Here is a 24,755-nt window from a genome sequence, read left to right on the forward strand (position 1 = left end):
TGCTTTAAAACAATTGATATGTTGCTTGATCAAACGTCTGCAAGATGGACATACATCCTTCCTGCAGGCGCCTTCACAAGATACCTGCGCATACTGTCAAAGAACTTTGGAATCGGCCTCAGCGCCTTCTTCCGTTTGCCCCGACGTTTCCGTCGTTGCGAGCCGCCCATTATAGCCGGCTTTTCCGCCTCGTCAACACCTTTTTTCAAGGCCGTTTCACCGAAGTGAGACGTTGTTGCCGATGCTGCTTCGTCGTGCGGCCCGAAGGTCTTTTCGTCGAAGCGAGCCGCCTATTATGTCAGGCTTTTCGTTTCCGTCAACACCTTCTTTCGAAGTAGTTGAAGTCCTGTTCCTTCGCGGTTGCCGCCTTGCGGTGGCCCCTGCGTCGGGGGAGGGAAAGTATGTCCCTATCCGGGCCGTTTGTGAAGGGGGTACGTGACATTTTTTCACGTCGCCTCCCTCCCATTCATGCTGAAAGGGGTCCGGATCGCCCGAACCCCTTGTGCCACTTAGGCCGCGACCAGCAACACGCGTGCGAAGGTGCGCTTGCCGACCTGCAGCAGGCCTTCGAAACCGGGCACGAACACCTGCTGGGCATCCTCCACCACCTCGCCATCCACCTTCACCGCACGCTCTTTGAGCTTGCGGGAGGCCTCGGAGTTGCTCGGGGTCAGGCCTGCAGCCGTCAACAGGGCACCAATACGCAGGCCTTCGGCGGGAATGCTCACTTCCTGCAGCGGCAGCAGGGTCACATCGCCCTGCCCGGTCACGGCGGCGTTCCAGCCGGCAATCGCCTGTTCGGCCGCTGCAGCGTCATGGAAGCGGGTGGTCAGCTCACGGGCCAGGCGCAGCTTCACCTCGCGCGGGTTCAACCCGCCCGCCTCGACCTGCTCACGCAGCGCCTTGGCCTCGGCCTGGCTGATATCAAAGGAGAGCAGCTCGATCCAGCGCCACATCAGGTCGTCGCCGATCTTCATGGTCTTGGTGACGATGTCGATGGCCGGTTCGCTGATACCAATATAGTTGTTGAGCGACTTGGACATCTTGGCCACTCCGTCCAAGCCTTCCAGCAGCGGCATGGTCAGCACGATCTGCGGCTTCTGCCCGTAGTGCTCCTGCAGGCCACGGCCCATCAGCAGGTTGAACTTCTGGTCGGTACCGCCCAGTTCGACGTCCGCCTCCAGCGCGACCGAGTCGTAGCCCTGCACCAGCGGGTACAGGAACTCATGCAGGGCGATGGACTGCTGGGCGGCATAGCGCTTGGCGAAATCGTCGCGCTCGAGCATGCGCGCCACGGTGTGCTGGCCGGCCAGGCGGATCATGTCGGCGGCGGCCATCTTGCCGAACCACTCCGAATTGAAGCGCACTTCGGTCTTCTCACGGTCCAGCACCTTGAAGACCTGGTCTTCATAGGTACGCGCGTTGGCCAGCACATCTTCCTTGGTGAGCGGCTTGCGGGTGACGTTCTTGCCCGAGGGGTCGCCGATCATCCCGGTGAAGTCGCCGATCAGGAAGATCACCTGGTGGCCGAGGTCCTGGAACTGGCGCAGCTTGTTGAGCAGCACGGTATGGCCCAGGTGCAGGTCCGGTGCGGTGGGGTCGAAGCCGGCCTTGACCCGCAGCGGACGGCCGCTTTCCAGACGCTGGCGCAGTTCGTCGGATTTGAGGATCTCATCGGCGCCTCGCCCGATCAGGGCAATGGCTTCTTCAATCGAGGACACGTGACAACTCCCGGCAATGCCTTATTTATATGAATGACGTTAAGTACAAGTTAACCGCAGGTGCTTCACAAAAGCCAATAGGCACAAGGGTTTGACGCGGTATTTATACCTGTCTATGTTACCGACGTTTGGGCCCGCGCTCCCGGGCCAGCCAGGAACAGACCGACGATGCTCAATTCCGATCAAGGCCGCGCGCGCAAGCAGCGCTTCAAGGAACGTCTCCACGTCCTCCACGACACCGCCCTCCATCGGAAGCTCAAACAGCATCTTCCTGCGGCCTTCAACCAGCGCTGGACCCGTCGCCACTGGATGCACGCCAGCCTGTTCGCCACCATCGGCGCCCTGGTGGCCACGATCGTTCCGGGCTTCTCGCACACCATCGACTCGCCCTACTCGGTCAGCCATTCGACCCTGGCGCTGCCGTTGCCGCCGCTGTCGCTGGAACGCCAGCAGCAGACCCCTGGCGACAGCTGGCAGGTGCTGCGCGTCCAGCGCGGCCAGACCCTGAGCAACCTCTTCGACCAGGCCGGCATCCCGGCCACGGTGATGCACCAGGTGCTGGAGCACCCTGGTGTGCGCGAATCACTGACCAAGCTGCGCCCCGGTGCGGAAATCGCCTTCGACCTGCCGCTGTCCGGTGAGCTGCGCACGATCCGCTTCGACCGCGATGCCGACAACCGCGTGGAGCTGTCCCTGGCCGGCGACAAGATCACTGAAACGGTGAGCAAGCGCGAGAGTTCGACCCGCCGCGTGGTCGCCAGTGGCGAGATCACCAGCTCGCTGTATGCCGCCGCGCGCAAGGCGGGCCTGTCGCCCTCGGCGATCGCGACGATGACCGACGAGATCTTCAAGTACGACATCGACTTCTCCAAGGACCTGCAGCCGGGCGACCGCTTCAGCGTGGTGCTGGATGAAACCTGGCGCGAAGGCGAGAAGGTGGACACCAGCAAGATCCTCGCAGCGACCTTCAGCTCGGGCGGCAAGACCTACAGCGGCTTCCGCTTCGACCGCAACGGCAAGTCCGAGTATTTCGATGCCAGCGGCCGGCCGCTGAAGAAGAGCTTCATCCGCATGCCGATCCAGTTCGCGCGTTTGAGCTCGAGCTTCGGCGCACGCAAGCACCCGGTGCTGGGCAAGATGCGCATGCACAAGGGTGTGGACTACGCCGCGCGCACCGGCACCCCGATCATGGCCGCCGGCGATGCCCGCGTGCAGTTCGCCGGGACCCAGCGCGGCTACGGCAACGTCGTGATCCTGGACCACGGCCGCGGCCACACCACCCTGTACGGGCACATGTCCCGCTTCGGCAAGATCAAGACCGGCCAGCGCGTGGCCCAGGGCACGGTGATCGGCTATGTCGGCTCGACCGGCCTGGCGACCGGCCCGCACCTGCACTACGAATTCCGCGTCAACGGCGTGCACCGCAACCCGCTGTCGGTGACGATGCCGCCGCCGGAGCCGCTGCAGGGCGCCGAGCTGGCCGCGTTCCGCGCGCAGACGGCACCGGCGCTGGCCCGCATCCAGGGCATGGAGAAGCTGATCTACGCCGATGCCAGCCCCGCGCCGGATGCCAAGGCTACCGATACGGCCACGGCGAAGGCCGGCAAGCCGGTCAAATCCAACCGCGGCTGATCGCTGCGATTGACGGCGGCAACGGGTTGCGCGGAAGCTGCACGCAACCCGTTGGACCGCCTGGCCATGACCTCTGCTGTTGATCCCACCACCCCGCTCTACCTGGGCCTGATGTCCGGCACCAGCGCCGACGGCATCGATGCCGCGCTGGTGCAGTTCCCCGCCGAGGGCGGCTGCCGCTTCATCCATGGCCTGACCCACGACTGGGAGCCGGCGGTCCGTGCCGAGCTGATCGCGCTGGGCGAAGGCGGCACCATCACCTCGCTGGATGCACTGGGCCGCCTCGATGCCCAGGTCGGGATCACGTTCGCCGCGGCCGCCAACCGGCTGCTGGACAGCGCGCGCATCGACCGCACCCAGGTCCAGGCGATCGGCTCGCACGGGCAGACCGTGCGCCACCGGCCGCTGGCCGATCCCGCCTTCACGATGCAGATCGGTGACGCCAACCGCATCGCCGAACTGACCGGCGTCACCACCGTGGCCGATTTCCGCCGCCGCGATGTCGCCGCCGGCGGCCATGGCGCGCCGCTGATGCCGGCCTTCCACCTGGCGATGCTGGGCGACAGCGATGAAGACCGCGCGGTGCTCAACCTGGGTGGCATCGGCAATCTCACCCTGATCCCGCGCGAGGGCACGCCGCGCGGTTTCGATACCGGCCCGGCCAACGCGCTGATGGATGCCTGGTGCCAGCGCCATCGCGGCGAACCGTTCGATGCCGACGGTGCGTTCGCGGCCAGCGGCCAGGTGGATGCCGCACTGCTGGGGCGCTGGCTGGCCGACCCGTGGTTTGCGCTGCCGCCGCCGAAGAGCACCGGGCGCGAGCAGTTCCACCTGGACTGGGCGCAGGCCCAGCTGGGCGAGGGGCAGGTCTCCGGCGCGGATGTGCAGGCGACCTTGCTCGAACTGACGGCCGCCACCGTGGCCGATGCGCTGCTGGCCCACCTGCCGGGCGCGAAGCGGGTGCTGGTGTGCGGCGGTGGCGTGCGCAATCCTCAGCTGCTGCGGCGCCTGCGTGCGCGGCTGCCGGGCGTGGTGATCGAATCCAGCGCGGTGCACGGGCTGGACCCGGACTATCTGGAGGCGATGGGCTTCGCTTGGTTGGCGCAGCGCACGCTGACCGGATTGCCGGGCAATCTGCCGAGCGTGAGTGGGGCGCGGGGGCCGCGGATTCTCGGGGCGATCCACCCGGCCTGAGGGGCCACGGCGGCGGGCGCTGCGTGCGGCGGTGATCGCCGATGCGCGGTTCGGCGCGTGCCGCCGTTACAGCCCCTGCGCGTCCGGTAGCGCCTGCAGGGCGGCGATCGCATCGGCGAGCGCATCGACTTCGGGATCGTGGAAGCCGCTGCGGACCTCCAGTTCGCTGGCGAACAGGCCTTGTTCCAGCAGCGCCACGCAGGTCTCCTCGCGGGTCCAGCCACGCGCGACCGCAATCCGGCGGATACGTTCCAGCAACAGCGGGTCGACCTCCCGCAGCAGTAGATCAGCCATTGTTTCTCCCCGTTGGCGCAGCGCCGTCCCCACGGCCGTTGTGCCGGCATGATCCATCAGGCCCTGCCGGCACGCAAACCAGTCAGGCCGTGCTGCGGTCCCGGATCCGTGGCCACAGCCAGATCAGCAGCAGCAAGGTCGGGATGACAGTGGTGGCGCTGAGGATGAAGAAGGTGCTGTAGGAGCTCGCCTCCACGATGTAACCGGAGACGCCGCCGACGAACTTGCCCGGCAGATTGGCCAGCGAGACCAGCAGCGCGTACTGGGTAGCGGTGAAGTTGCGGTCGGTCAGCGAGGACATGAAGGCGACCAGCACCGTGCCGGCAAAGCCCTGGAACAGGTTGTCCGCACTCAGCGCCGCGTAGAACGCCCACAGCTGGCCCGGGTTGTGCGCCATCAGCAGGAACGCCAGGTTGGACAGCGCCACGCCCAGCGCGGCGACCAGCAGCATGCGGCGGAAGCCGAACGCGGCCACCGCGATGCCACCGAGGAAGGCACCGCCGATGCCCATCCACACGCCGAACAGCTTGGAGACGGTGGCGATGTCGGCCTTGGTGAAGCCCGAATCCAGATAGAACGGACCGGCCATCACCCCGATCACCTGATCCGGGAACTTGTACAGCCCGACGAAGGCCAGCAGTACCAGCGCCAGCACCACGCCGTTGGTGCTGAAGAAGCTGGCGATCGGCTGCCAGAACGCACCGAAGAAATCGATCCGGCGCTGGATGCGCACCTCGGGCTGCTCCGGCTCGCGGCACAGCAGCGTGGTGATGATCGGCAGGATCATCAATGCGGCCATGGCCAGGTAGGCCACGATCCAGCTCTCGAACTGGGCCAGGTACAACGCGCCCGCACCCGCCAGGATCAGGCCGATGCGATAGCCCAGCGTGTAGGTCGCGGCGAGTGCCGCCTGGGCGCTCTCCGGCGCGATCTCGATGCGGTAGGCATCGACCACCGAATCCTGGGTGGCGCCGGCGAACGAGGCCACCAGCACCCACAGGACCAGCGGGGTGACGCCGAGTTCGGGGCGGACGAAGGCCAGCGCGAACAACCCGCCGGTGACCGCGATCTGCGAGGCCAACAGCCAGGAACGACGGCGGCCGAGGAAGCCGATCAGCGGGAACGCATACCGGTCGATCAACGGCGCCCAGACGAACTTCATCAGATAGAAGAAGCTGGCCAGGCTGATCAAGCCGATGCTGCCCAGATCCAGGCCGACATCGCGCAGACGGGTAGAGAGGGTCTGGGAGGCGATCAGCAGGAACGGCAGGCCGCTACCGAAACCCAGGAAGGCCATCGTCAGCGCCGAGGGCGTGCCGAAGGCGCGCTTGATCCCGGCCCAGCCCTTGTAGGACACCGGCTCGACCGCTTCACTCATGGGGCGTAGTCCACCGTGAACGGCGCATGGTCGGAGAAGCGCTCATCGCGGTAGACCGAGCAGCTGCGCAGGCGGTCGCGCAGGCCCGGGCTGACGAACTGGTAATCGATGCGCCAGCCGACGTTGTTGGCGCGCGCCTGGCCGCGGTTGCTCCACCAGGTGTAGTCCTCGCCCTGCGGGTGCAGCAGGCGGTAGGCATCGGTCCAGCCCTGGCCGGCGGCGATGTCCAGCGCCTGGTCGGCGTCCACGCACTGGCCGTTGAGCCAATCGCGCTCGGGCGGCAGGCAACCGGAGTTCTTCTGGTTGGATTTCCAGTTCTTGATGTCCAGCGCGGACCGCACGATGTTCCAGTCGCCGCACAGCACGTAGTCGCGGCCGCTGGCCAGCCACCCGGCCAGGATCGGGCGCAGCCACTCCATCACTTCGTACTTGAAGCCCTGGCGCAGATCGCCCGAGCTGCCCGAGGGGATATAGAAGGAGACCACGCTGAGGTTGCCGTAGCGGGCCTCGATGTAACGGCCTTCATCGTCGAACGGGCCCCAGCCCAGCGAGGTGATCACCTGGTCCGGCTCGCGCTTGCTGTAGATCGCCACGCCGCTGTAGCCCTTCTTCGTGATGGCGTCGCGGTAGAAGCAGTGGTGGCCGTCCGGGCGGAACATCGGGTCGGTCAGCTGGTCTTCCTGGGCCTTGGTTTCCTGGATGCACAGGACGTCGGCGTCCTGGGCGCGGAACCACTCGAGGAAGCCCTTGGTGGCGGCGGAACGGATGCCGTTGGCGTTGAAACTGATGATGCGCATGCTGACCCGGGTCTGGAACGATACCCGCAAGAGCATACCGTTTCGGCCCTTGCAGGGGCTGGCTGGAAACGGACGCGATTACTGCCGCCGGGGCCTTTGCGGGTCGTCTCGTCGCCCTGTGCGACAACGGGCCACAGGGCGCGGCAAGCGGAAAAGTGCGGCCATGCATTACGATTTGCGCTCCAAATGAATTGAATTGAGTCTTGATGAGCGACCATCGCCACCGTTTCCTGCAACTGGCCCTGACCGCCGATGCCCTGCGTTTCGGCCAGTTCACCCTGAAGTCCGGCCGTCTGAGCCCCTACTTTTTCAATGCCGGCCGGTTCGATTCCGGCGCGCGCATGTCCCAGCTGGCGGCCTGCTACGCCGATGCCGTGGAAGCGACCGGTCTGAAGTTCGATGTCGTGTTCGGCCCGGCCTACAAGGGCATTCCGCTGGCCACCGCGACCGCCTGTGAATTCGCCCAGCGCGGCCGCGACCTGCCGTTGTCGTTCAACCGCAAGGAAGCCAAGGACCACGGCGAAGGCGGCAACCTGATCGGCGCCGACATGAATGGCAAGCGCGTGCTGATCGTCGATGACGTGATCACCGCCGGCACCGCGATCCGCGAGGCACTGGCGATCATCAAGGGCGCCGGTGGCACCCCGGCCGGCATCGTGGTGGCACTGGACCGCCAGGAGATCGCCTCGGAAACCGACCGCCGTTCGGCCGCACAGGCCGTGGCCGAAGAAGCCGGGATTCCGGTGGTGGCCGTGGCCACGCTGGCCGACCTGCTTGATTTTGCCTCCGGAAATCCGGAACTTGTCGGCTACCGGCAGCCGCTGGAGGACTATCGTTCCCGCTACGGCAGCCGTCCTACGCGTTGAGAGCAGGGGGCTTTCACCATGTCCAGGTTTGCCACGTTCACCGTTGTCGGCCTGTTGCTGGCCATGCCGCTGTTGCCTGCCCAGGCGCAGAAGCGCGCGGCCGATGCGACGCCGAAGAAGCTGTACTGCTGGAACAAGGGCAGCGAGCGCATCTGCAGTGATGCGCTGCCCCAGGAGGCGGTGAACAACGCGCGCGAGGAGTTCAATCTTCGCAGCGGTATGCGCAGTGGCGAAGTGCAGCGTGCGATGACCGACGAGGAACGCGCGGCTGCGGCGGCGCAGGCCACGCAGCAGCGCCTGGACCTGGCCGCCGAGCAGACTCGCCAGCGCACCGAGCAGGCGATGCTGGCCACGTATGAAAGCGAGGATGAGCTGCGTCGGGTGTTCGCCGAGCGCAGCGGGATCCTGGACAACAACATCCATACCGCCAGTTACAACGTGGCCAGCGTGCGTGATGCGCTGGTGACCCTGCTGGCCACTGCGGGCAATCGTGAACTGGATGGTCAGCCGGTGCCGGAGAAGCAGGCCGAGCGCATCCGCGCGCGGCATGCCGAGCTGGTCGCGCAGCGGCGCATGCAGGCGTCGTTCGAGCAGCAGCGCCAGGCGCTGGACGTGGAGATCGAGAGCACGCTGCAGCGCTATCGGTTGCTGAAGGGTGTGGGGAGCGATCCGCGCGGGTAAGGGTGGATGTGCGATAGCGTTGAAACGAAGGCGGCCTTTGGGTCGCCTTTTCTGTTTTTGTCCTCGCGGCAGGTACGGAGCGCGCTCTGGATTTTTCCGGAAGCAGGAGCGGTGGGTTGGTCGGGCGCTGGGCAAAATCAAGGAGGAGGTTGTCGCCGTCAGGCGGCGGCCGGGGGACATTTGCCGAGGGGCCTGCCGGTCGCTGCGGGGCGTGACGTTCGCACCAAAGACGCACCTTTTTATGCACTTTTTACGGGAGTCGCGGGTTTCGGGCGTGGAGCGTTTATGCCGGGCAGGCAGACCATGAGCGCCTGACGTGGAGTGGTTCCACCTGGACGTCCCATGAGCCCGTATCTGCCTGTGTTCCCTGCCGCCGGTGCGCCCCGCACCGCCGCCCTTCTTTCCCGCGTTTGAGGCCACGACCATGTCTGCCTGGCTTTCCCTGCTGTGCGGCGTGCTGGTGCTCGTTGCCGCCGCCTACCTGTTGTACGTCGTGCTTCGGCCCGAAACCTTCTGACCGGAGCCGACCATGACCCAGATCCTGTTGATCCTGCTGGCCAGCATCGTGCTGGCCTTTCCGCTTGGGCTGTACCTGGCCCGGGTGATGCGCGGTGGCCCGATGCGCGGCGACGCGCTGTTCGGGTGGATTGAAAAACCGCTGTACCGGCTGCTCGGGGTGAACCCGGCGCGCGGCATGTCCTGGCGTGGCTACGTGGGTGCCTTCCTGCTCAGCAACGTGGTGATCGCGGTGCTGGTGCAGGCGGTCTTCATGACCCAGGCCTGGCTGCCGTTCAACCCCGATCAGATTCCCAACATGCGCTGGGATACCGCGCTGCACACGATGGTGTCGTTCCTGACCAACACCAACCAGCAGCACTATTCCGGCCAGGCGCAGCTGTCCTATTTCTCGCAGATGACCGCGATCACCGGGCTGCAGGTGGTAACGCCAATGATGGGCCTGGCGCTGGTGGTGGCTACGCTGCGTGCGCTGTTCGGTGCACGCCCCGAGGAGGTGCCCGCCGACCAGGCCGCGCTGCTCAGTGCGGACCGCCGCGTCGATGTGGGCAACTACTACGCCGATGTGGTGCGCTCGTGCGTGCGCTTCATGCTGCCGCTGTGCCTGCTGTGGGCGGTGCTGCTGACCAGCCAGGGGGTGCCCGCCACGCTGGCCGGGGGCCCTCAGGCCACGCCGATCGATGCCGCGGCCGGCATGGAGACGCAGAAGCTGCCGCTCGGCCCGGTCGCGGCGATGGTCGCGGCCAAGCAGCTGGGCACCAATGGCGGTGGCTGGTATGGCCCCAACAGCGCGATGCCACTGGAGAACCCGACCCCGCTGTCCAACGCGCTGGAACTGATCGGCATCCTGCTGATCCCGATCGCGGTGATCTTCATGCTCGGCGCGTTCACCGGGCGCAAGCGCCTGGCCGGGCTGGTATTCGGCTGCATGCTGGCGATGTCCAGCGTGTCGATTGCCGCCACGGTGTGGCTGGAGGGTCACTCGGCCACGGCGGCCAGCCCGCTGCTGATGGAGGGCAAGGAAGTGCGCTTCGGTGCTGATGGCACCGGGTTGTGGGCCGCGATCACCACCCAGGTGTCCAACGGTTCGGTCAACGGCATGCATGACTCGCTCAGCCCGCTGGCCGGGGCTGTGCCGATGGTCAACATGCTGGTCAACGCGATCTGGGGTGGCATCGGCTGCGGCCTGCAGCAGTTCATCGTGTACCTGCTGCTGGGCGTGTTCCTGGCCGGGCTGATGACCGGTCGCACCCCGGAACTGTTCGGCCGCAAGCTGGAAACACCGCAGGTGCGCCTGCTCGCGCTGCTGGTGCTGCTGCAGCCGATCACCATCCTGGGCTTCACCGCGCTGACCCTGGCGATCCCGGCGATCACCGGCACCTCCAACCCCGGCTTCCACGGCATCAGCCAGGTCTTCTACGAGTACACCTCGGCGTTCGCCAACAACGGCTCGGGCTTTGAGGGCCTCGGTGATGCCACGGTGTGGTGGAACCTGAGCTGCACCCTGGTGCTGCTGCTGGGTCGCTATCCGGTGCTGGTGATCCCGTTGATCGTGGCCGCGCAGCTGGCGGCCAAGCGGCGTGCGCCGGAATCGGCCGGCTCGCTGCAGATCGAAACCCCGACCTTCGCGCTGACCCTGATCGCGCTGATCGTCATCCTCACCGTATTGCAGTTCATGCCGGCGCTGGTCCTTGGCCCGGTGGCCGACCACCTGTCGCTGACGCTGCACTGAGACCTCATCCCATGAGTACGTATCCGTTGAACGTTTCTTCCCACCGCCGCCAGCGCCTGCTGGATGGTGCCGGCTGGCGCCGTGCCCTGCGCGATGCCGTGATCAAGCTCTCGCCGCGGCATCTGCTGCACAGCCCGGTGATGGCCGTGGTGATGGTCGGCACGGTGGTCAGCGCGCTGGTGACGCTGACCGGCAATGCGCCGCTGGGCTTCGGCCTGGCGGTCACCGCGATCCTGCTGCTGACCGTCCTGTTCGGCAACTTCGCCGAGGCCGTTGCCGAAGCACGTGGTCGTGGCCAGGCCGCCTCGCTGCGGCGGGCCCGACAGGATCTCAGTGCGCGCCGGCTGGCCGCCGCGCATGCCGGGGCCAGCGAGACCCAGGTCCCGGCGGCCGAACTGCGTCCGGGCGATCATGTGATCGTCAGTGCCGGTGAATTGATCCCGGCCGATGGCGAGATCGTGCAGGGCCTGGCGACCATCAACGAAGCGGCGGTGACCGGTGAATCGGCGCCCGTGCTGCGCGAGGCCGGTACCGACCGCAGTGGCGTGATCGGTGGCACCAAGGTGTTGTCCGACCAGATCATCGTGCGCATCACCGCCGAGCCGGGCCACAGCTTCCTGGACCGGATGATCGCACTGGTGGAAGGCGCGAACCGCCAGAAGACCCCGAACGAGGTCGCCCTGACCCTGCTGCTGGCGGCAATGACGCTGACCTTCCTGGTGGTGGTGGCGACGCTGCCGGCGATCGGGGCGTTCGTTGGCGTGCAGGTCGATCCGCTGCTGCTGATCGCGCTGCTGGTGTGCCTGATCCCAACCACCATCGGCGGCTTGCTGCCGGCTATCGGCATCGCCGGCATGAACCGTGCGCTGGCCGCCAACGTGCTGGCCAAGTCCGGCAAGGCAGTGGAAGTGGCTGGCGATGTGGACGTGCTGCTGCTCGACAAGACCGGCACCATCACCTACGGCGACCGCCAGGCCACGCACTTCCATGCACTGGCCGGTATCGACGCCAGCCAGCTGCGCGAGGCAGCGCTGCTCTCCTCGCTGGCCGACCCGACCCCGGAAGGCAAGTCGGTGGTGCGGTTGGCGCGTGAGCAGGGCTGCACCACCGCCGAGCCGGACCATGCGGACTATCTGGCCTTCAGTGCGCAGACCCGCATGTCCGGTGTGGATCTGGACGGCGGGCGCCGCATTCGCAAGGGCGCCTCCGATGCGATCACCGCGTATGTGCGTGAGCTGGGCGGCACCGTGCCGTCGGAGCTGCCCGGGCGCGTTGAGCAGGTGGCGCGCAATGGCGCCACCCCGCTGGTGGTATGCGAAGGCCGGCATGTGCTGGGCGTGATCGAGCTGTCGGACGTGGTCAAGCACGGCATGCGCGAGAAGTTCGCGCAGCTGCGCGCGATGGGCATCCGCACGGTGATGATCACCGGCGACAACCCGCTGACCGCTGCGGCGATCGCGGCCGAGGCCGGCGTGGACGATTACATCGCCGAAGCCCGCCCCGAAGACAAGCTGGCCCGCATCCGTGCCGAGCAGGCCGGTGGGCGGCTGGTGGCGATGGTCGGCGACGGCACCAACGATGCACCGGCGCTCGCCCAGGCCGACATCGGGCTGGCCATGAACTCCGGTACGCAGGCCGCCAAGGAGGCCGGCAACATGGTCGATCTGGATTCGGATCCGGCCAAGCTGCTGGCGGTGGTGGAAGTGGGCAAGCAGCAGCTGATCACGCGTGGTGCGCTGACCACCTTCTCGCTGGCCAACGATGTCTCCAAGTATTTCGCGATCCTGCCGGCGCTGTTCGCCTCCACCCTGCCGGCGATGGCGGCGTTGAACGTGATGCACCTGTCCAGCCCGCGCAATGCGGTGCTGGCGGCGCTGATCTTCAATGCCCTGGTGATTCCGGCGCTGATCCCGCTGGCGCTGCGCGGGGTACGTTTCCGCCCGGCCACGGCCACCGCGCTGCTGCGCCGGAACATGCTGGTGTACGGCCTGGGTGGTGTGCTGCTGCCGTTCGCGGCCATCAAAGTGATCGACCTCTTCCTTGTCTCGGTATTCGGCGCATGAACCGCTCGCTTGCTACGTCCGCTCCCCGCTCGGCGCGCAGCCGCGCTGCCGCCTCCACCCAGCTGCAGCAGGACAGCACCTGGCGCCCGGCCCTCGTGCTCGGCGTGAGCAGCCTGCTGCTGCTCGGGCTGGCCTATGCCGTGGCCACCACCAGCGTGAGCCGGCTGCTGTTTCCGGCGCAGGCCGATGGCAGCCTGCTGATCCGCGGTGGGCAGGTGCGCGGCTCGCAGCTGATCGCGCAGCCGTTCGTCGGCGATGGCTACTTCCAGGCGCGGCCGTCGGCGGCCAGCTATGACCCGATGGCAGCGGCCGGCAGCAACATGGCGCGCAGCAACCCGGCGCTGCAGGAGCGCGTGCAGGCCGCCATCTCTGCGGTGGCCACACGCGAGGGCGTACCCGCTGCGCAGGTGCCCGGCGATCTGGTCACCCAGTCCGGTGCGGGCATGGACTCGGAGATCTCCCCGGCCGCCGCGCAGGTGCAGATCGCCCGGGTGGCACGCAGCCGTGGTCTTCCGGTCGATCGCGTGACTGCACTGGTGCAGGCCAACACCCTGGGTCCGCAATGGGGCGTGTTCGGCCAGCCGCGGGTCAACGTGATGACGTTGAACCTGGCGCTGGATGATCTCAAGGCACGGCCGTGATGCGGGGATCGCGCGAACCGGCGCACAATCTCCGCCCATGAGCGACTCCCGTACCCGCCAGGCCGATGCCCTGGTCGACACCCTGCAGCGCGAAGCCGGCGGCAAGCTCACCGTATTCCTGGGTGCGGCCCCCGGTGTGGGCAAGACCTTCAGCATGCTCACCCGCGCGCATGAGCAGCTGCACCGCGGCGTGGATGTGGTGATCGGGCTGGTGGAAACCCACGGCCGCGCCGAGACCTCGGCGCTGCTGGCAGGCCTGCCGCAGGTGCCGTTGCTGCAGCGCGAGTATCAACAGCACGCGCTGCAGGAAATGGACCTGGATGCGGTACTGGCGCGCCGCCCGGCATTGGTGCTGGTCGACGAGCTGGCGCATCGCAATGTGCCCGGCAGCCGGCACGAACGGCGCTGGCAGGACGTGATGGAACTGCTGGATGCCGGCATCGATGTATGGACCACGGTCAACATCCAGCATCTGGAGAGCCTCAATGACGTGGTCATGCGGATCACCGGGGTACGGGTCAGCGAGACGGTGCCCGATGCGGTGCTCGACCGTCTGCACGACATCGTGCTGGTGGACCTGCCCCCGCGCGAACTGATCGAGCGCCTGCAGCAGGGCAAGGTGTATGTGCCCGAACAGGCGGAGCAGGCGCTGCAGGCCTTCTTCTCGCCGGCCAACCTGACCGCGCTGCGCGAACTGGCCATGCAGGAAGCGGCCGATCGCGTGGACAGCAGCCTGCGCGAGACCCGCGCCGCGCGTGGTGAAGGCAACCTGCCGCTGCGTCGGCGGGTGCTGGTGGCGATCGATGGCGGCGGCCAGAGCGAGTACCTGGTGCGGGTCGGCCGGCGTATCGCCGAGCGGCGCGATGCGCCGTGGACGGTGGTGACGGTGCAGGCGCGCGCGCAGGACGAGCAGACCCGACGCGAGATCGATGCGGCGTTCGCCCTCGCCCGCCGTCTCGGTGGCGAGGCCGAGCTGCTGCACGGCTCCAGCATCGCCGATGCACTGCTCGACCATGCCGCACACAACGGCGTGTCCACGCTGGTGCTCGGCCGGACACGCGAGCGGCCGCTGGCGCGCATGCTCAACCGCACGCTGACCCAGCAGCTGATCCGGCGTGGCGCGCACTTCGAGATCACCATCATCGGCACGCCGCAGGCACGCGCGCGGGCGCGCCGCACCGGGCTGTCGATGCCCAGTCGCAGTGCCGGCAAGGATGCGCTGCTGGCGCTGGGCGCCACCGCGGCCGCCTGCCTGGTGGCGCTGGTCGCCGAGCGCTGGATAGGCCTGTACGACCTCTCCATGGTGTTCATCGTGGCGGTGGTGATGGTCGCCGCACGCAGTCGTACCAGCGCGGCCGTCATCGCGGCAGCGCTGTGCTTCCTGGCCTACAACTTCTTCTTCATCGCGCCGCGTTTCACCTTCGCGATCAGCGCGCGCCAGGGCGTGATCACGGTCTTCCTGTTCCTGGCCGCCGCGTTGGTGGCAGGGCGGTTGGCCTCGCGCCTGCGGATGCAGGTGGTGGCGTTGCGCGCGGCCAATCGGCACGCGCATGCGCGCCAGGCCCTGGGCCGGCAACTGGCCAGTGCGCCCAGCAACGAGCACGTCGCGCAGGCCGGCCGCGAAGCGCTGGAGCAGGCGATGGATGCCCCGGCGTGGCTGCGCATCGGGCAGCACACCAGCGCCAGTGGCAGCGCCGCGCCGGGCGATACGGATCTTGCCGCGGCCGACTGGGCGCACCGGCATGGCCAGCCCAGCGGCCGCTTCACCGATACGCTGGCCGGTGCAGGCTGGTGGTTCCTGCCGCTGCTGGACGGCGATGACCGCGCGATCGGCGTGGCCGGCATGCGCTTCCCGCGCGAGGCGCCGCGGCTGACGCCTGAGCAGCGGCAGCTGGCCGAGGCGATGGTGGATGACATCGCCCAGGCCGCGCTGCGCACCCAGTTGGTGGCCGATCTGGAAAAGGCACATGTGAGCAACGAGACCGAGCGACTGCGTTCGGCGTTGCTGTCGTCGGTCTCGCATGACCTGCGCTCGCCGCTGGCGGCGATGATCGGCTCGGCCGACAGCCTCTCCAGCTATGCCGATGCGATGGATGCCAGCGACCGGCGCGCCCTGCTCGATACCATCCTGGTCGAAGGCGAGCGCCTGGACCGCTACATCCAGAACCTGCTGGACATGACCCGGCTCGGCCATGACGGCCTGCAGATCAACCGCGACTGGATCGGCGTGGACGAGCTGGTCGGTTCGGCCGCGCGCCGCCTGCAGCGCTATCAGCCCGACGTGCTGCTCAAGCTGGATATTCCCGCTGAACTGGCCCCGATCTGGGTGCATCCGGCGCTGGTCGAACAGGCCGTGTTCAACGTGATGGAGAACGCGGCCAAGTTCTCCCCGTCCGGCGCGGCGGTGGAGGTGCAGGCGCGGCTGGTGGAGGGCGAGCTGCGCATCGACGTGCTCGATGCCGGCCCCGGTATTCCCGACGACGAGCGCGCACGCATCTTCGATATGTTCTACAGCGTGGAGCGCGGCGATCGTGGCCGACATGGCACGGGCCTGGGCCTGACCATCTGCCAGGGGATGATCGGCGCGCACGGCGGCAGCGTGCAGGCGCTGCCGGGCCGCGACGGACGCGGTACCCTGATCCGCATCACCCTGCCCTTGCTGCAGCCCCACCCTGCCGATGACAACGACGATTCCTGAGGCTTCCCACGGCGTGCCCCCGGCGCGTGTGCTGGTGATCGACGATGAAGCGCAGATCCGGCGCTTCCTGGAGATCAGCCTGCGCGCGCAGGGCTACCGCGTGTCCCAGGCCGCCACCGGCCAGGCCGGGCTGGAAGCGCTGGTTGGCGAAGGCGCGGATCTGGTGATCCTGGATATCGGCCTGCCGGACATGGAAGGCCATGACGTGCTGGGCGAGCTGCGCCAGTGGAGCCAGGTGCCGGTGATCATGCTGACCGTGCGCGCCAGCGAAACCGAGAAGGTGCGGGCGCTGGATGCCGGCGCCAACGACTACGTCACCAAGCCGTTCGGCACGCAGGAACTGATGGCGCGTGTGCGTGCACTGCTGCGCTCGCGCACGGTCTCCAGCGAGGGCGTACTGCCGCAGTTCGATGATGGGCACCTGCATATCGACCTGGTGCGGCGCGAGGTGATGCTGGACGGTGCGCCGGTGGCGTTGACGCGCAAGGAGTACGCGCTGTTGTCGCTGCTGCTGCGCAATGCCGGGCGGGTGGTGACCCAGCCGCAGATCCTGCAGGAGATCTGGGGGCCGACGCATCAGCACGACACGCATTACCTGCGCATCCTGGTCGGCAAGCTGCGCCACAAGCTGGGCGACTCGGCGCTGGATTCGCGCTATCTGTTCACCGAGCCGGGCGTGGGGCTGCGGTTCAAGGGGTAGGTACCGACCGTTGGCCGGTACCCGTCCAGATCAGAAGCCCAGATCCACACCCGGCAGCAGCGGTTGCAGCTGCGCGCGGAACAGCGCCTTGATGCGCTCCAGCGCCGCCTCGTCATCGGCTTCGAAACGCAGCACCAGCACCGGGGTGGTGTTGGACGCGCGCACCAGGCCCCAGCCATCGGGGAAGTCGGCACGCAGGCCGTCTATGGTGGACAGGCGCGCACCGGCGAATGGCGAGTCCTCCACCTGGACCGAGGACACGAACAGCGACACCAGCGCGTGCGGGGTGCCCGCATCGACCGGTACCTTCAGCTCCGGGGTGGAGACGCTGTCGGGCAGTTCGTCGAGCACCTCCGATGGGGTCTCCTCGCGCTGCGCCAGGATTTCCAGCAGGCGCGCGGCGGCGTAGAGACCGTCGTCGAAACCGAACCAGCGCTCCTTGAAGAAGAAGTGGCCGCTCATCTCGCCCGCCAGTTCGGCGTCGGTCTCGCGCATCTTCGCCTTCATCAGCGAATGGCCGGTCTTCCACATCAGCGGACTGCCGCCGTTGCGCAGCACGTAATCGGACAGCTTGCCGCTGCACTTCACGTCGTAGATCACCAGCGCGCCCGGGTTGCGCATCAGCACATCGGCGGCGAACAACATCAGCAGGCGGTCGGCGTAGATGATCTTCCCTTCGCGGGTGACCACCCCGAGACGGTCGCCATCGCCATCGAAGGCCAGGCCGATATCCGCGTCGAAGCGCTTCACGGTCTGGATCAGGTCTTCCAGATTGTGCGGATCGCTGGGATCGGGATGGTGGTTCGGGAAAGTGCCGTCCACATCGCAGTACAGCGGAATGACCTCGGCACCGATCGCTTCCAGCAGCGGCTGGGCGAGCTCGCCGGCCACACCATTGCCAGCATCGGCGACCACCTTGAGCGGGCGGTCCAACTGCACGTCATCGGCGATGCGCTGGATGTAATCCGCATTGACCTCGCGGGTCTGGAAACTGCCCGGCTCGGGCGCCACGTGCAGTTGGCCATCGCGGATGCGGTGGTACAGCTCGGTGATCGCATCGCCGGACAGCGTTTCGCCGCCGACCACGATCTTGAACCCGTTGTAGTCCGGCGGGTTGTGGCTGCCGGTGACCGCCACGCAGCTGCCGGCGCGCAGGTGGTAGCTGGCGAAGTAGACCACCGGCGTCGGCGCCAGCCCGATGTCGGTGACGTTGCAGCCGGCGCGGCGCAGGCCTTCGATCAGGCCGGCGGTCAGCTCGGGGCCGGAAAGACGGCCATCGCGGCCCACCACGATGTCGCGCAGGCCCTGGACCTGCAGCACCGAGCCGATCGCCTGGCCGATCAGGGCGGCGACCTTGGGGGTCAGCTCGCGGCCGACCACGCCGCGGATGTCGTAGGCGCGGAAGATCTCTGGCGCGACCGTTTCGCCCGGCAGGGCCGGCGGCGGCGGTGCGGTCTCTTCGAGGGTCTCGACGGCGGCCACCGCGAGCGGTGCCTGGGCCAGACTTTCACTCAAGGTCGGGCCGACGTCGGCACCACTGTCGGCAGCACCGCGGCGACGCGGCAACGGCACCTTGCCCTTGCCCAGCACCAGCAGCACGGCAATGAGCAGCAGCAACGCGGCCACGATGGCGCTGGAGATCGCGCCCAGCCCCAGCGGACCCGGCTCGATGTCCGGCACCGCCGCCGACAGACGCAGTCCGCTGCGGCCGATCGGGCGCGCCAGCGCCTCAGCACCACCGGACAGCGCGCGGCTGCCCTGTTCGACGACATTGTGGTTGCCCTGGCGCAGCGCGAGGTAACCGTCCCCCGGCACGGCAACCTGATCGAACACACCGGTCAGGCGCAGCAGCGGCTGGCGCACGTAGACGACGGCGGCACCCTGCGGGCCCAGATCGACCGCGGCAGCCAGGCCGAGGCGCTGCCCACCGGCATCGCGCACGACGCGGGCGACGGGCTTGTCATCGGCGATGGCGGCTTCGAGCAGCGCCAGGCGCGAGTAACCGAAGGCTTTCGGATCGGCGTAGGCCGCATCGAGATCGGCGGTAAGGATCTGGACGTCTTCCACGCCTGGCCAGCCTTCGCGGATCGCAACCGCGGCGCCCTGCGCATTGCCGCTGGCCAGCGCGCTGGCCACCCGCTCGGTCTTGATGACCTTGCCGAGCTTGCCCAGCTGGCCGGTCAGGGCCGTCTGCAGGCCGTCGACCACCCGGTCGCGCGACTGCTCCAGCGCATCACCCACGGCAGCCTGACGCCATTGGCGTATGCCACTCCAGCCGAACCAGACCGCCAACAGCACCAGCAGCACGGCCAACAGCGGCACCGAGCGCCCTGTCGTGAACCGCGGCCGTCCTTCCGCCTTCGCCTTGCTCATGACGCTCCCCTGTCAGCGCACCCCGGTATGGCCGAATCCACCCGTTCCCCTGGCGCTGTCGGTGAAAGTATCCACTACCTGAAGGGCCACGCGTGCAATCGGCAGCACCACGAGCTGGGCGATGCGATCGCCGGGCTGCAGGGTGAACGGCTCACGGCCACGGTTCCAGGCGCTGATCAGCAGGGGGCCCTGGTAATCGGCGTCGATAAGGCCGGTGCCGTTGCCCAGCACGATGCCGTGGCGATGGCCCAGGCCGGAGCGCGGCAGCACCACGGCGGCCAGGTTCGGATCGGCGATATGGATGGCGATACCACTGGGAATCAGCGCGGTGTCGCCGGGCTGCAGCGTGAGCTCGGTCTCCAGCGCCGCGCGCAGATCGAGGCCGGCGCTGTGTTCGGTGGCGTAGGCCGGCAGCGGCCATTCGTCGCCGAAACGCGGGTCGAGCAGCTTGACCTGCAACGGCTGAAGGGAGGAATCGATGGTCATGCGTGCAACCTCTGGGCAATCAGGGACAACAGTTGTTCGGCCAACACAGCCTTGGAGGTGCCGGGGAACACCTGTTCACCGCCCTGCCAGTAGGCCGTGGCGGCGTTTTCATCACTTTCGAAACCGCCGGTGGCAATGCCCACCTGATTGGCGATGACCAGGTCCAGGCGCTTGTCCACCAGCTTGCCGCGCGCGTACTTCTCCACATCGTGGGTTTCGGCGGCAAAGCCGACCACCAGCTTGAGCGCGTTGGTCTGCGTGGCCACTTCGGCCAGGATGTCCGGGGTGCGCACCAGCTCCAGGGTCAGGCTCTGGGTGTCGGCGGTCTTCTTGAGTTTCTGCGGCGCGATCTGGCGTGGGGTGTAATCGGACACGGCGGCCGCACCGATATAGATGTCGGCCGGCAACGCCCCCAGCACGGCTTCGCGCATCTGTGCGGCCGAGCGCACATCGATCCGCTGCACCCCGGCGGGCGTGGCCAGCTGGACCGGGCCACTGACCAGCACCACCTGCGCGCCCAGGCGGGCGGCCGCGGCGGCCAGGGCATAGCCCATCTTGCCGCTGCTGCGGTTGCCGACGTAGCGCACCGGGTCGATATCTTCATAGGTGGGGCCGGCGCTGATCAGCACGCGCAGACCCTTCAGTTCACTACTCGCCGGCGGCTCGGCGGGGACGGGCGCGTGCAGCCCGGCCAGCGCGGCCACGATGGCGTGCGGTTCGGTGAGCCGGCCCGGGCCGGACTCGCCTTCGGCCAGCGGACCGTCTTCCGGCCCGATCACCTGGGCGCCGCGCTCGCGCAGCAGGTCGATGTTGGCCTGGGTGGCCGGGTGCAGCCACATGCGATGGTTCATCGCCGGGCATACGGTCAGCGGCGCGGTGGTCGCCAGGCACAGGGTAGTGACCAGGTCATCGGCGTGGCCGTTGGCCAGGCGCGCGAGCAGATCGGCCGTGGCCGGCGCCACCACGATGCGGTCGGCCCAGCGGGCCAGCTCGATGTGGCCCATGGCCTGCTCGGCCGCGCTGTCCCACAGGGTGGTGCGGGTCGACTGACCGGACAGCGCCTGGAAGCTCAGCGGGGTGACGAACTGCTGGGCCCCGGCGGTCATCGCGACCTGCACCTGGGCCCCGGCATCGCGCAGGCGGCGCACCAGTTCCAGCGACTTGTAGGCAGCGATCCCGCCACCAACGCACAACAACAGCTTCTGGCCTTCCAACGGGCGCGCGGCCGCCGGAGAAGCCTGGGGGGAGTCAGCCACCTTGGGTGTTCCTGTCGAACCGAGGCGATTAGCTTACCCGATGGTCCGCAAGCCGCCTGATGCGCCAGCGGCATAAGGAGGCAGGTTTTCGTCATAAGCAATCGCCGAACCGGGCACGATGCCCTGCATTTACCGACACGATGCCACCCGGTTCACCGATGGTGGTCTGCTCGGCACCGATGGAGACTGAGGCCATGTCGATTCGAGACTGGCCCAGTGCCGAGCGCCCCCGCGAAAAGCTGCTTGCCCAAGGTGCCGGCGCGCTGTCCGATGCCGAACTGCTGGCGATCTTCCTCGGCTCCGGCCTGCGCGGCCGCGATGCGGTCGAAACCTCCCGCGATCTGCTGCAGTCCCACGGCCCCCTGCGCAACCTGCTCGACCTGCCAGCCACGGCGCTGGCCGCCCTGCCGGGCCTGGGCCCGGCCCGAAGCTGCAAGCTGGTGGCCGGGCTGGAACTGGCCCATCGGCATCTGGCCGCCGAGCTGGCACGGGGCGAGAGCCTGCGCGACCCTGCCGCCGCCGGGCGCTATTTCAAGCAGCGGCTGCGGGCCCGGCCCAACGAGGTCTTTGCCGCGCTTTTCCTGGACAACCAGCACCGCACGCTGGCCTGCGAGGAACTGTTCAGCGGCACGGTGGATGCCGCGGCCGTCTACCCGCGCGAAGTGGTCCGCCGCGCCCTGCTGCACAACGCGGCCGCGGTGATCGTCAGCCACAACCACCCTTCCGGCAGTGCCGAGCCCTCGCTGGAGGACCGCCGGATCACCGTGCTGCTGCAGCAGGCCTTGGCCTTGGTGGATATCCGCCTGCTTGACCATGTCGTGATCGGCGACGGGGCACCGGTATCGATGGCCGCACGCGGCTGGATGGGCGCGGAAACCGCCTGATCCTGCTCGGGAAGCGCGCCGCTCGGCCCCGGTTCAATGGATCGGGGTGGCTTCTGGGCTAAAATTACCGATTCCGCCGCTCCAGTCCCAAAGCAGGCCTTGTGAAAAATCTCCTCCGCGCCCTGATCAGCCAAGGCATCGAAGCCTTGCGCGCCAACGGCACTCTGCCGGCCGATACCCTGACCCCGGAATTCGTGGTCGAACGCCCGAAGACCCGTGAGCACGGCGATTTCGCCACCAATGCCGCGATGCTGCTGGCCAAGCCGGCGCGCAGCAACCCGCGCGCCCTGGCCCAGGCGCTGCTCGATGCGCTGCCCAAGAGCAATGATGTGCTGCGCGTCGAGATCGCCGGCCCGGGCTTCATCAATTTCCACCTCGCCCCCAGCGCCTACCAGCGCGAAGCGGCCAGCGTGCTCAAGGAAGGCGCCGATTACGGCCACAACCTGAGCGGCAACGGCCGCACCGTGGGCGTGGAATACGTGTCGGCCAACCCGACCGGCCCGCTGCATGTCGGCCACGGCCGCGCGGCGGCGATCGGTGACTGCCTGGCGCGCCTGCTGGAAGTGAACGGCTGGAATGCCAAGCGCGAGTTCTACTACAACGACGCCGGCGTGCAGATCGAGAACCTGGCACTGTCCACCCAGGCGCGTGCGAAGGGCCTCAAGCCCGACGACGCCGGCTGGCCGGAAGCCGGTTATCGCGGCGATTACATCGAGGATGTGGCCAAGGCCTACCTGGCCGGCGCCACGGTGGAGCTGGAAGGCCACTCGGTGGTCGGCGAGCGCGACCCGGACAACCTCGATGCGATCCGTCGCTTCGCGGTCGCTTACCTGCGCAACGAGCAGAACCAGGACCTGGCCGCGTTCGGCGTGGATTTCGACATCTACTTCCTGGAAAGCTCGCTGTACAAGGACGGCAAGGTCGAAGAGACCGTCGCCCAGCTCAACGCGGCCGGCCATACGTATGAGGAAGGCGGCGCGCTCTGGCTGCGCTCGACCGACTTCGGTGACGACAAGGACCGCGTGATGCGCAAGTCCGACGGCACCTACACCTACTTCCTGCCGGATGTGGCCTACCACCTTTCCAAGTGGCAGCGCGGCTACGAGCGCGCGATCACCGAGCTGGGCGCGGACCACCACGGTTCGCTGGCGCGCGTGCGTGCCGGCCTGCAGGCGCTGGACGTCGGCATCCCGAAGGGCTGGCCGGAATACGTGCTGCACCAGATGGTGACGGTGATGCGCGGCGGCGAAGAAGTGAAGCTCTCCAAGCGTGCCGGCAGCTACCTGACCCTGCGCGACCTGATCGAAGAAGCCGGCCGCGATGCCACCCGCTGGTTCCTGATCGCGCGCAAGCCCGATTCGCAGCTGACCTTCGATATCGATCTGGCCCGCCAGCAGAGCAACGACAACCCGGTGTTCTACGTGCAGTACGCGCATGCGCGGGTGTGCAGCCTGCTGCGCCAGGCGCAGGAGAAGAAGCTGAGCTACACGCCGGCCGAAGGTCTGACCGGGCTGTCCTCGCTCGGCGATGAGGCATCGCTGTGGCTGATGGTGGAAATGTCGCGCTTCCCGGAAGTCGTTGAAGCGGCCGGCCTGGCGCTGGAACCGCACATGATCGCGCAGTACCTGCGTGAATTGGCGCATGCCTTCCACACGTGGTATCACGGCACGCAGGTACTGGTGGCCGACGAAAGCGAACGCAATGCCAAGCTGACGCTGGCCTGCGCCGCGCGCCAGGTCCTGGCCAATGGTCTGAACATCCTGGGCGTTTCCGCCCCGGAAAAAATGTAAGCAGTGGAGAAGCAGTAAATGGCAGCACGACGCGGCAAGAGCCAGGCACGGCGCAACAGCAACCAGGGCACCCCGGGATGGGTGTGGCTGGTCGCGGGTGTGGCGATTGCGGCCGTGGTGTTCCTGGCGGCACCGAACCTGTTCAAGAACGACGGTGATGGCTTCCTGCGGGTCGGCCCGCAGCCGGACCCGAACGCCCAGCCGGCCCCGGTGAGCGACGCCGATACGGACGTCGGCACCGAGCTGCCCAAGCCCGGCGCCGCCAAGCCTGCCGAACCGGCCAAGCCGGCGGCGACGCAGTACGACTTCTACACCCTGCTGCCCGGCAAGGAAGTGGAAATGTCCGATGCCGAGCTGGCCGCCAGCGCACGCGCCGAAGATCAGCGCCGCGCCAAGGCCGATGCGCAGCGCGCGCAGGCGGCGCTGGAAGGCCGTCCGTTGCCGCCGGCACCGGCGCCGACCAGCACCGCCGCGACCACCACGCCTGCGCCGGTCAGTACCGCTGCGTTGCCAGCGCCGGTGAACGAACGTCCGGCCGCCACCCCGGCACCGGCGGCATCGGCTCCGGCCACGGTGGCCACCGCGCCGAAGCCGGATGCAGCGGCCGCCACCGCCCCGGCTGCCGCCGCTGCAGCCGCAGCGCCGGCCGCGGGCAACGTGCGTTACATCCTGCAGGCCGGCGCGTTCGGTGCCTCCGGCGATGCCGAAGCGACCAAGGCCAAGCTGGCCATGATCGGCCTGGCCGCGCGCGTGGAATCGGCGCAGATCAACGGCAAGACGGTGTATCGCGTGCGCATGGGGCCGTATGGCAGCGCGGGCGAGCTGGCCGAAGCCAAGCAGAAGCTGGATGGGACCGGGCTGCAGGCGATGGCGATCAAGGCGCAGTAGCCGCGCGCCGCGCGACTACCCCAAGGTTGCGCTACGCGAAACCTCGGGCCCCTGCTGGTACCTCCACATCCCCGCGCCTGCCGGCGCGCCCCCTTGCACTCCAAGGGGGCTGTTGCTCCAGATGCACCCCGAATGCCGGCCCTTTGGTCGGCGTTGTTGTTTCGG

21 protein-coding genes are annotated in these 24,755 nt (G+C 67.8%); 14 read left to right on the top strand and 7 right to left on the bottom strand.

The window, feature by feature from the left end; genetic code table 11:
* Positions 1-228 (top strand): hypothetical protein (locus tag ABE464_RS07600; RefSeq protein WP_346471449.1); only part of this gene is annotated, 228 nt, incomplete at its 5' end.
* Positions 229-509: 281 nt separating this feature from the next.
* Here ABE464_RS07600 and tyrS read toward each other — a convergent pair.
* On the bottom strand, positions 510-1,721 hold the full coding sequence (tyrS, locus tag ABE464_RS07605; RefSeq protein ID WP_346471450.1) for a tyrosine--tRNA ligase: 1,212 nt from the start codon (positions 1,719-1,721) through the stop codon (positions 510-512).
* 168 nt (positions 1,722-1,889) lie between these two features.
* Here tyrS and ABE464_RS07610 point away from each other — a divergent pair, with 168 nt between their 5' ends.
* Both ABE464_RS07610 and ABE464_RS07615 read left to right on the top strand, forming a co-directional pair.
* Positions 1,890-3,353 carry a peptidoglycan DD-metalloendopeptidase family protein gene (locus ABE464_RS07610; RefSeq protein ID WP_346471451.1) on the top strand — a complete coding sequence of 488 codons (1,464 nt, stop codon included), beginning with the start codon at positions 1,890-1,892 and terminating at the stop codon, positions 3,351-3,353.
* 66 nt (positions 3,354-3,419) lie between these two features.
* Positions 3,420-4,547 (top strand): anhydro-N-acetylmuramic acid kinase, encoded by a 1,128-nt coding sequence (locus ABE464_RS07615; protein WP_346471452.1) that lies wholly within the window; start codon positions 3,420-3,422, stop codon positions 4,545-4,547.
* Positions 4,548-4,613: 66 nt separating this feature from the next.
* Here ABE464_RS07615 and ABE464_RS07620 read toward each other — a convergent pair whose 3' ends face one another.
* The 3 genes from ABE464_RS07620 to ABE464_RS07630 form a co-directional block, all read right to left on the bottom strand.
* Positions 4,614-4,841, bottom strand: a complete 228-nt coding sequence (locus ABE464_RS07620; RefSeq protein WP_259260452.1) for a hypothetical protein — start codon at positions 4,839-4,841, stop codon at positions 4,614-4,616.
* An 82-nt stretch (positions 4,842-4,923) separates the two neighbouring features.
* A complete protein-coding gene (locus ABE464_RS07625; protein ID WP_346471453.1) occupies positions 4,924-6,219 on the bottom strand; it encodes an MFS transporter in 1,296 nt (431 codons plus the stop codon).
* A complete protein-coding gene (locus ABE464_RS07630) occupies positions 6,216-7,016 on the bottom strand; it encodes an exodeoxyribonuclease III (protein ID WP_346471454.1) in 801 nt (266 codons plus the stop codon). The genes ABE464_RS07625 and ABE464_RS07630 overlap by 4 nt, the downstream gene beginning before the upstream one ends.
* A gap of 206 nt (positions 7,017-7,222) precedes the next feature.
* Here ABE464_RS07630 and pyrE point away from each other — a divergent pair, with 206 nt between their 5' ends.
* From pyrE to ABE464_RS07670, 8 genes are all read left to right on the top strand, one after another.
* Positions 7,223-7,882: an orotate phosphoribosyltransferase gene (pyrE, locus tag ABE464_RS07635; protein WP_046272987.1), complete on the top strand. Its 660-nt coding sequence runs from the start codon at positions 7,223-7,225 to the stop codon at positions 7,880-7,882.
* A gap of 18 nt (positions 7,883-7,900) precedes the next feature.
* Positions 7,901-8,563: a hypothetical protein gene (locus ABE464_RS07640; protein WP_346471455.1), complete on the top strand. Its 663-nt coding sequence runs from the start codon at positions 7,901-7,903 to the stop codon at positions 8,561-8,563.
* A 424-nt stretch (positions 8,564-8,987) separates the two neighbouring features.
* Positions 8,988-9,080, top strand: a complete 93-nt coding sequence (locus ABE464_RS07645; protein ID WP_019183961.1) for a potassium-transporting ATPase subunit F — start codon at positions 8,988-8,990, stop codon at positions 9,078-9,080.
* 12 nt (positions 9,081-9,092) lie between these two features.
* On the top strand, positions 9,093-10,811 hold the full coding sequence (kdpA, locus tag ABE464_RS07650) for a potassium-transporting ATPase subunit KdpA (RefSeq protein ID WP_346471456.1): 1,719 nt from the start codon (positions 9,093-9,095) through the stop codon (positions 10,809-10,811).
* Positions 10,812-10,822: 11 nt separating this feature from the next.
* Entirely contained in the window at positions 10,823-12,874 is a 2,052-nt protein-coding gene (kdpB, locus tag ABE464_RS07655; RefSeq protein WP_346471457.1) for a potassium-transporting ATPase subunit KdpB, read from the top strand.
* Complete coding sequence (kdpC, locus tag ABE464_RS07660; protein WP_346471458.1) at positions 12,871-13,515, top strand: potassium-transporting ATPase subunit KdpC; 645 nt, start codon at positions 12,871-12,873, stop codon at positions 13,513-13,515. The genes kdpB and kdpC overlap by 4 nt, the downstream gene beginning before the upstream one ends.
* 37 nt (positions 13,516-13,552) lie before the next feature.
* On the top strand, positions 13,553-16,213 hold the full coding sequence (locus ABE464_RS07665; protein ID WP_346471459.1) for a sensor histidine kinase KdpD: 2,661 nt from the start codon (positions 13,553-13,555) through the stop codon (positions 16,211-16,213).
* Positions 16,194-16,913, top strand: a complete 720-nt coding sequence (locus tag ABE464_RS07670; RefSeq protein WP_346471460.1) for a response regulator transcription factor — start codon at positions 16,194-16,196, stop codon at positions 16,911-16,913. Before ABE464_RS07665 ends, ABE464_RS07670 begins: the two co-directional genes overlap by 20 nt.
* A 30-nt stretch (positions 16,914-16,943) precedes the next feature.
* Here ABE464_RS07670 and ABE464_RS07675 read toward each other — a convergent pair whose 3' ends face one another.
* Genes ABE464_RS07675 through coaBC form a run of 3 tightly spaced genes read right to left on the bottom strand, consistent with a single transcriptional unit; the run spans position 16,944 to position 21,028 of the window.
* Positions 16,944-19,286, bottom strand: coding sequence for a phosphomannomutase/phosphoglucomutase (locus tag ABE464_RS07675; RefSeq protein ID WP_346471461.1), 2,343 nt, complete (start codon positions 19,284-19,286; stop codon positions 16,944-16,946).
* A 12-nt stretch (positions 19,287-19,298) separates the two neighbouring features.
* Positions 19,299-19,772 (bottom strand): dUTP diphosphatase, encoded by a 474-nt coding sequence (gene dut / locus ABE464_RS07680; RefSeq protein WP_046272982.1) that lies wholly within the window; start codon positions 19,770-19,772, stop codon positions 19,299-19,301.
* Positions 19,769-21,028 (bottom strand): bifunctional phosphopantothenoylcysteine decarboxylase/phosphopantothenate--cysteine ligase CoaBC, encoded by a 1,260-nt coding sequence (coaBC, locus tag ABE464_RS07685; protein WP_346471462.1) that lies wholly within the window; start codon positions 21,026-21,028, stop codon positions 19,769-19,771. The genes dut and coaBC overlap by 4 nt, the downstream gene beginning before the upstream one ends.
* 194 nt (positions 21,029-21,222) lie before the next feature.
* Between coaBC and radC the strand changes: the two genes are divergently transcribed.
* From radC to ABE464_RS07700, 3 genes are all read left to right on the top strand, one after another.
* Complete coding sequence (radC, locus tag ABE464_RS07690; RefSeq protein ID WP_346471463.1) at positions 21,223-21,912, top strand: DNA repair protein RadC; 690 nt, start codon at positions 21,223-21,225, stop codon at positions 21,910-21,912.
* Positions 21,913-22,013: 101 nt separating this feature from the next.
* A complete protein-coding gene (argS, locus tag ABE464_RS07695; protein WP_346471464.1) occupies positions 22,014-23,702 on the top strand; it encodes an arginine--tRNA ligase in 1,689 nt (562 codons plus the stop codon).
* An 18-nt stretch (positions 23,703-23,720) separates the two neighbouring features.
* Positions 23,721-24,590 carry an SPOR domain-containing protein gene (locus tag ABE464_RS07700; protein WP_313208810.1) on the top strand — a complete coding sequence of 290 codons (870 nt, stop codon included), beginning with the start codon at positions 23,721-23,723 and terminating at the stop codon, positions 24,588-24,590.
* Positions 24,591-24,755 lie beyond the last annotated feature (165 nt).

The sequence above is a fragment of the Stenotrophomonas sp. TWI587 genome (genome assembly GCF_039674145.1).
Classification (GTDB): Bacteria; Pseudomonadota; Gammaproteobacteria; order Xanthomonadales; family Xanthomonadaceae; genus Stenotrophomonas; species Stenotrophomonas maltophilia_AY.

Excerpts from the sequence above, each read along its gene's own strand:
- ABE464_RS07610 (WP_346471451.1), top strand. The coding sequence starts at position 1,890 with ATGCTCAATTCCGATCAAGGCCGCGCGCGCAAGCAGCGCTTCAAGGAA.
- ABE464_RS07615 (WP_346471452.1), top strand. The coding sequence starts at position 3,420 with ATGACCTCTGCTGTTGATCCCACCACCCCGCTCTACCTGGGCCTGATG.
- ABE464_RS07620 (WP_259260452.1), bottom strand. The coding sequence starts at position 4,841 with ATGGCTGATCTACTGCTGCGGGAGGTCGACCCGCTGTTGCTGGAACGT.
- ABE464_RS07625 (WP_346471453.1), bottom strand. The coding sequence starts at position 6,219 with ATGAGTGAAGCGGTCGAGCCGGTGTCCTACAAGGGCTGGGCCGGGATC.
- ABE464_RS07630 (WP_346471454.1), bottom strand. The coding sequence starts at position 7,016 with ATGCGCATCATCAGTTTCAACGCCAACGGCATCCGTTCCGCCGCCACC.
- pyrE (WP_046272987.1), top strand. The coding sequence starts at position 7,223 with ATGAGCGACCATCGCCACCGTTTCCTGCAACTGGCCCTGACCGCCGAT.
- ABE464_RS07640 (WP_346471455.1), top strand. The coding sequence starts at position 7,901 with ATGTCCAGGTTTGCCACGTTCACCGTTGTCGGCCTGTTGCTGGCCATG.
- ABE464_RS07645 (WP_019183961.1), top strand. The coding sequence starts at position 8,988 with ATGTCTGCCTGGCTTTCCCTGCTGTGCGGCGTGCTGGTGCTCGTTGCC.
- kdpA (WP_346471456.1), top strand. The coding sequence starts at position 9,093 with ATGACCCAGATCCTGTTGATCCTGCTGGCCAGCATCGTGCTGGCCTTT.
- kdpB (WP_346471457.1), top strand. The coding sequence starts at position 10,823 with ATGAGTACGTATCCGTTGAACGTTTCTTCCCACCGCCGCCAGCGCCTG.
- kdpC (WP_346471458.1), top strand. The coding sequence starts at position 12,871 with ATGAACCGCTCGCTTGCTACGTCCGCTCCCCGCTCGGCGCGCAGCCGC.
- ABE464_RS07665 (WP_346471459.1), top strand. The coding sequence starts at position 13,553 with ATGAGCGACTCCCGTACCCGCCAGGCCGATGCCCTGGTCGACACCCTG.
- ABE464_RS07670 (WP_346471460.1), top strand. The coding sequence starts at position 16,194 with ATGACAACGACGATTCCTGAGGCTTCCCACGGCGTGCCCCCGGCGCGT.
- ABE464_RS07675 (WP_346471461.1), bottom strand. The coding sequence starts at position 19,286 with ATGAGCAAGGCGAAGGCGGAAGGACGGCCGCGGTTCACGACAGGGCGC.
- dut (WP_046272982.1), bottom strand. The coding sequence starts at position 19,772 with ATGACCATCGATTCCTCCCTTCAGCCGTTGCAGGTCAAGCTGCTCGAC.
- radC (WP_346471463.1), top strand. The coding sequence starts at position 21,223 with ATGTCGATTCGAGACTGGCCCAGTGCCGAGCGCCCCCGCGAAAAGCTG.
- ABE464_RS07700 (WP_313208810.1), top strand. The coding sequence starts at position 23,721 with ATGGCAGCACGACGCGGCAAGAGCCAGGCACGGCGCAACAGCAACCAG.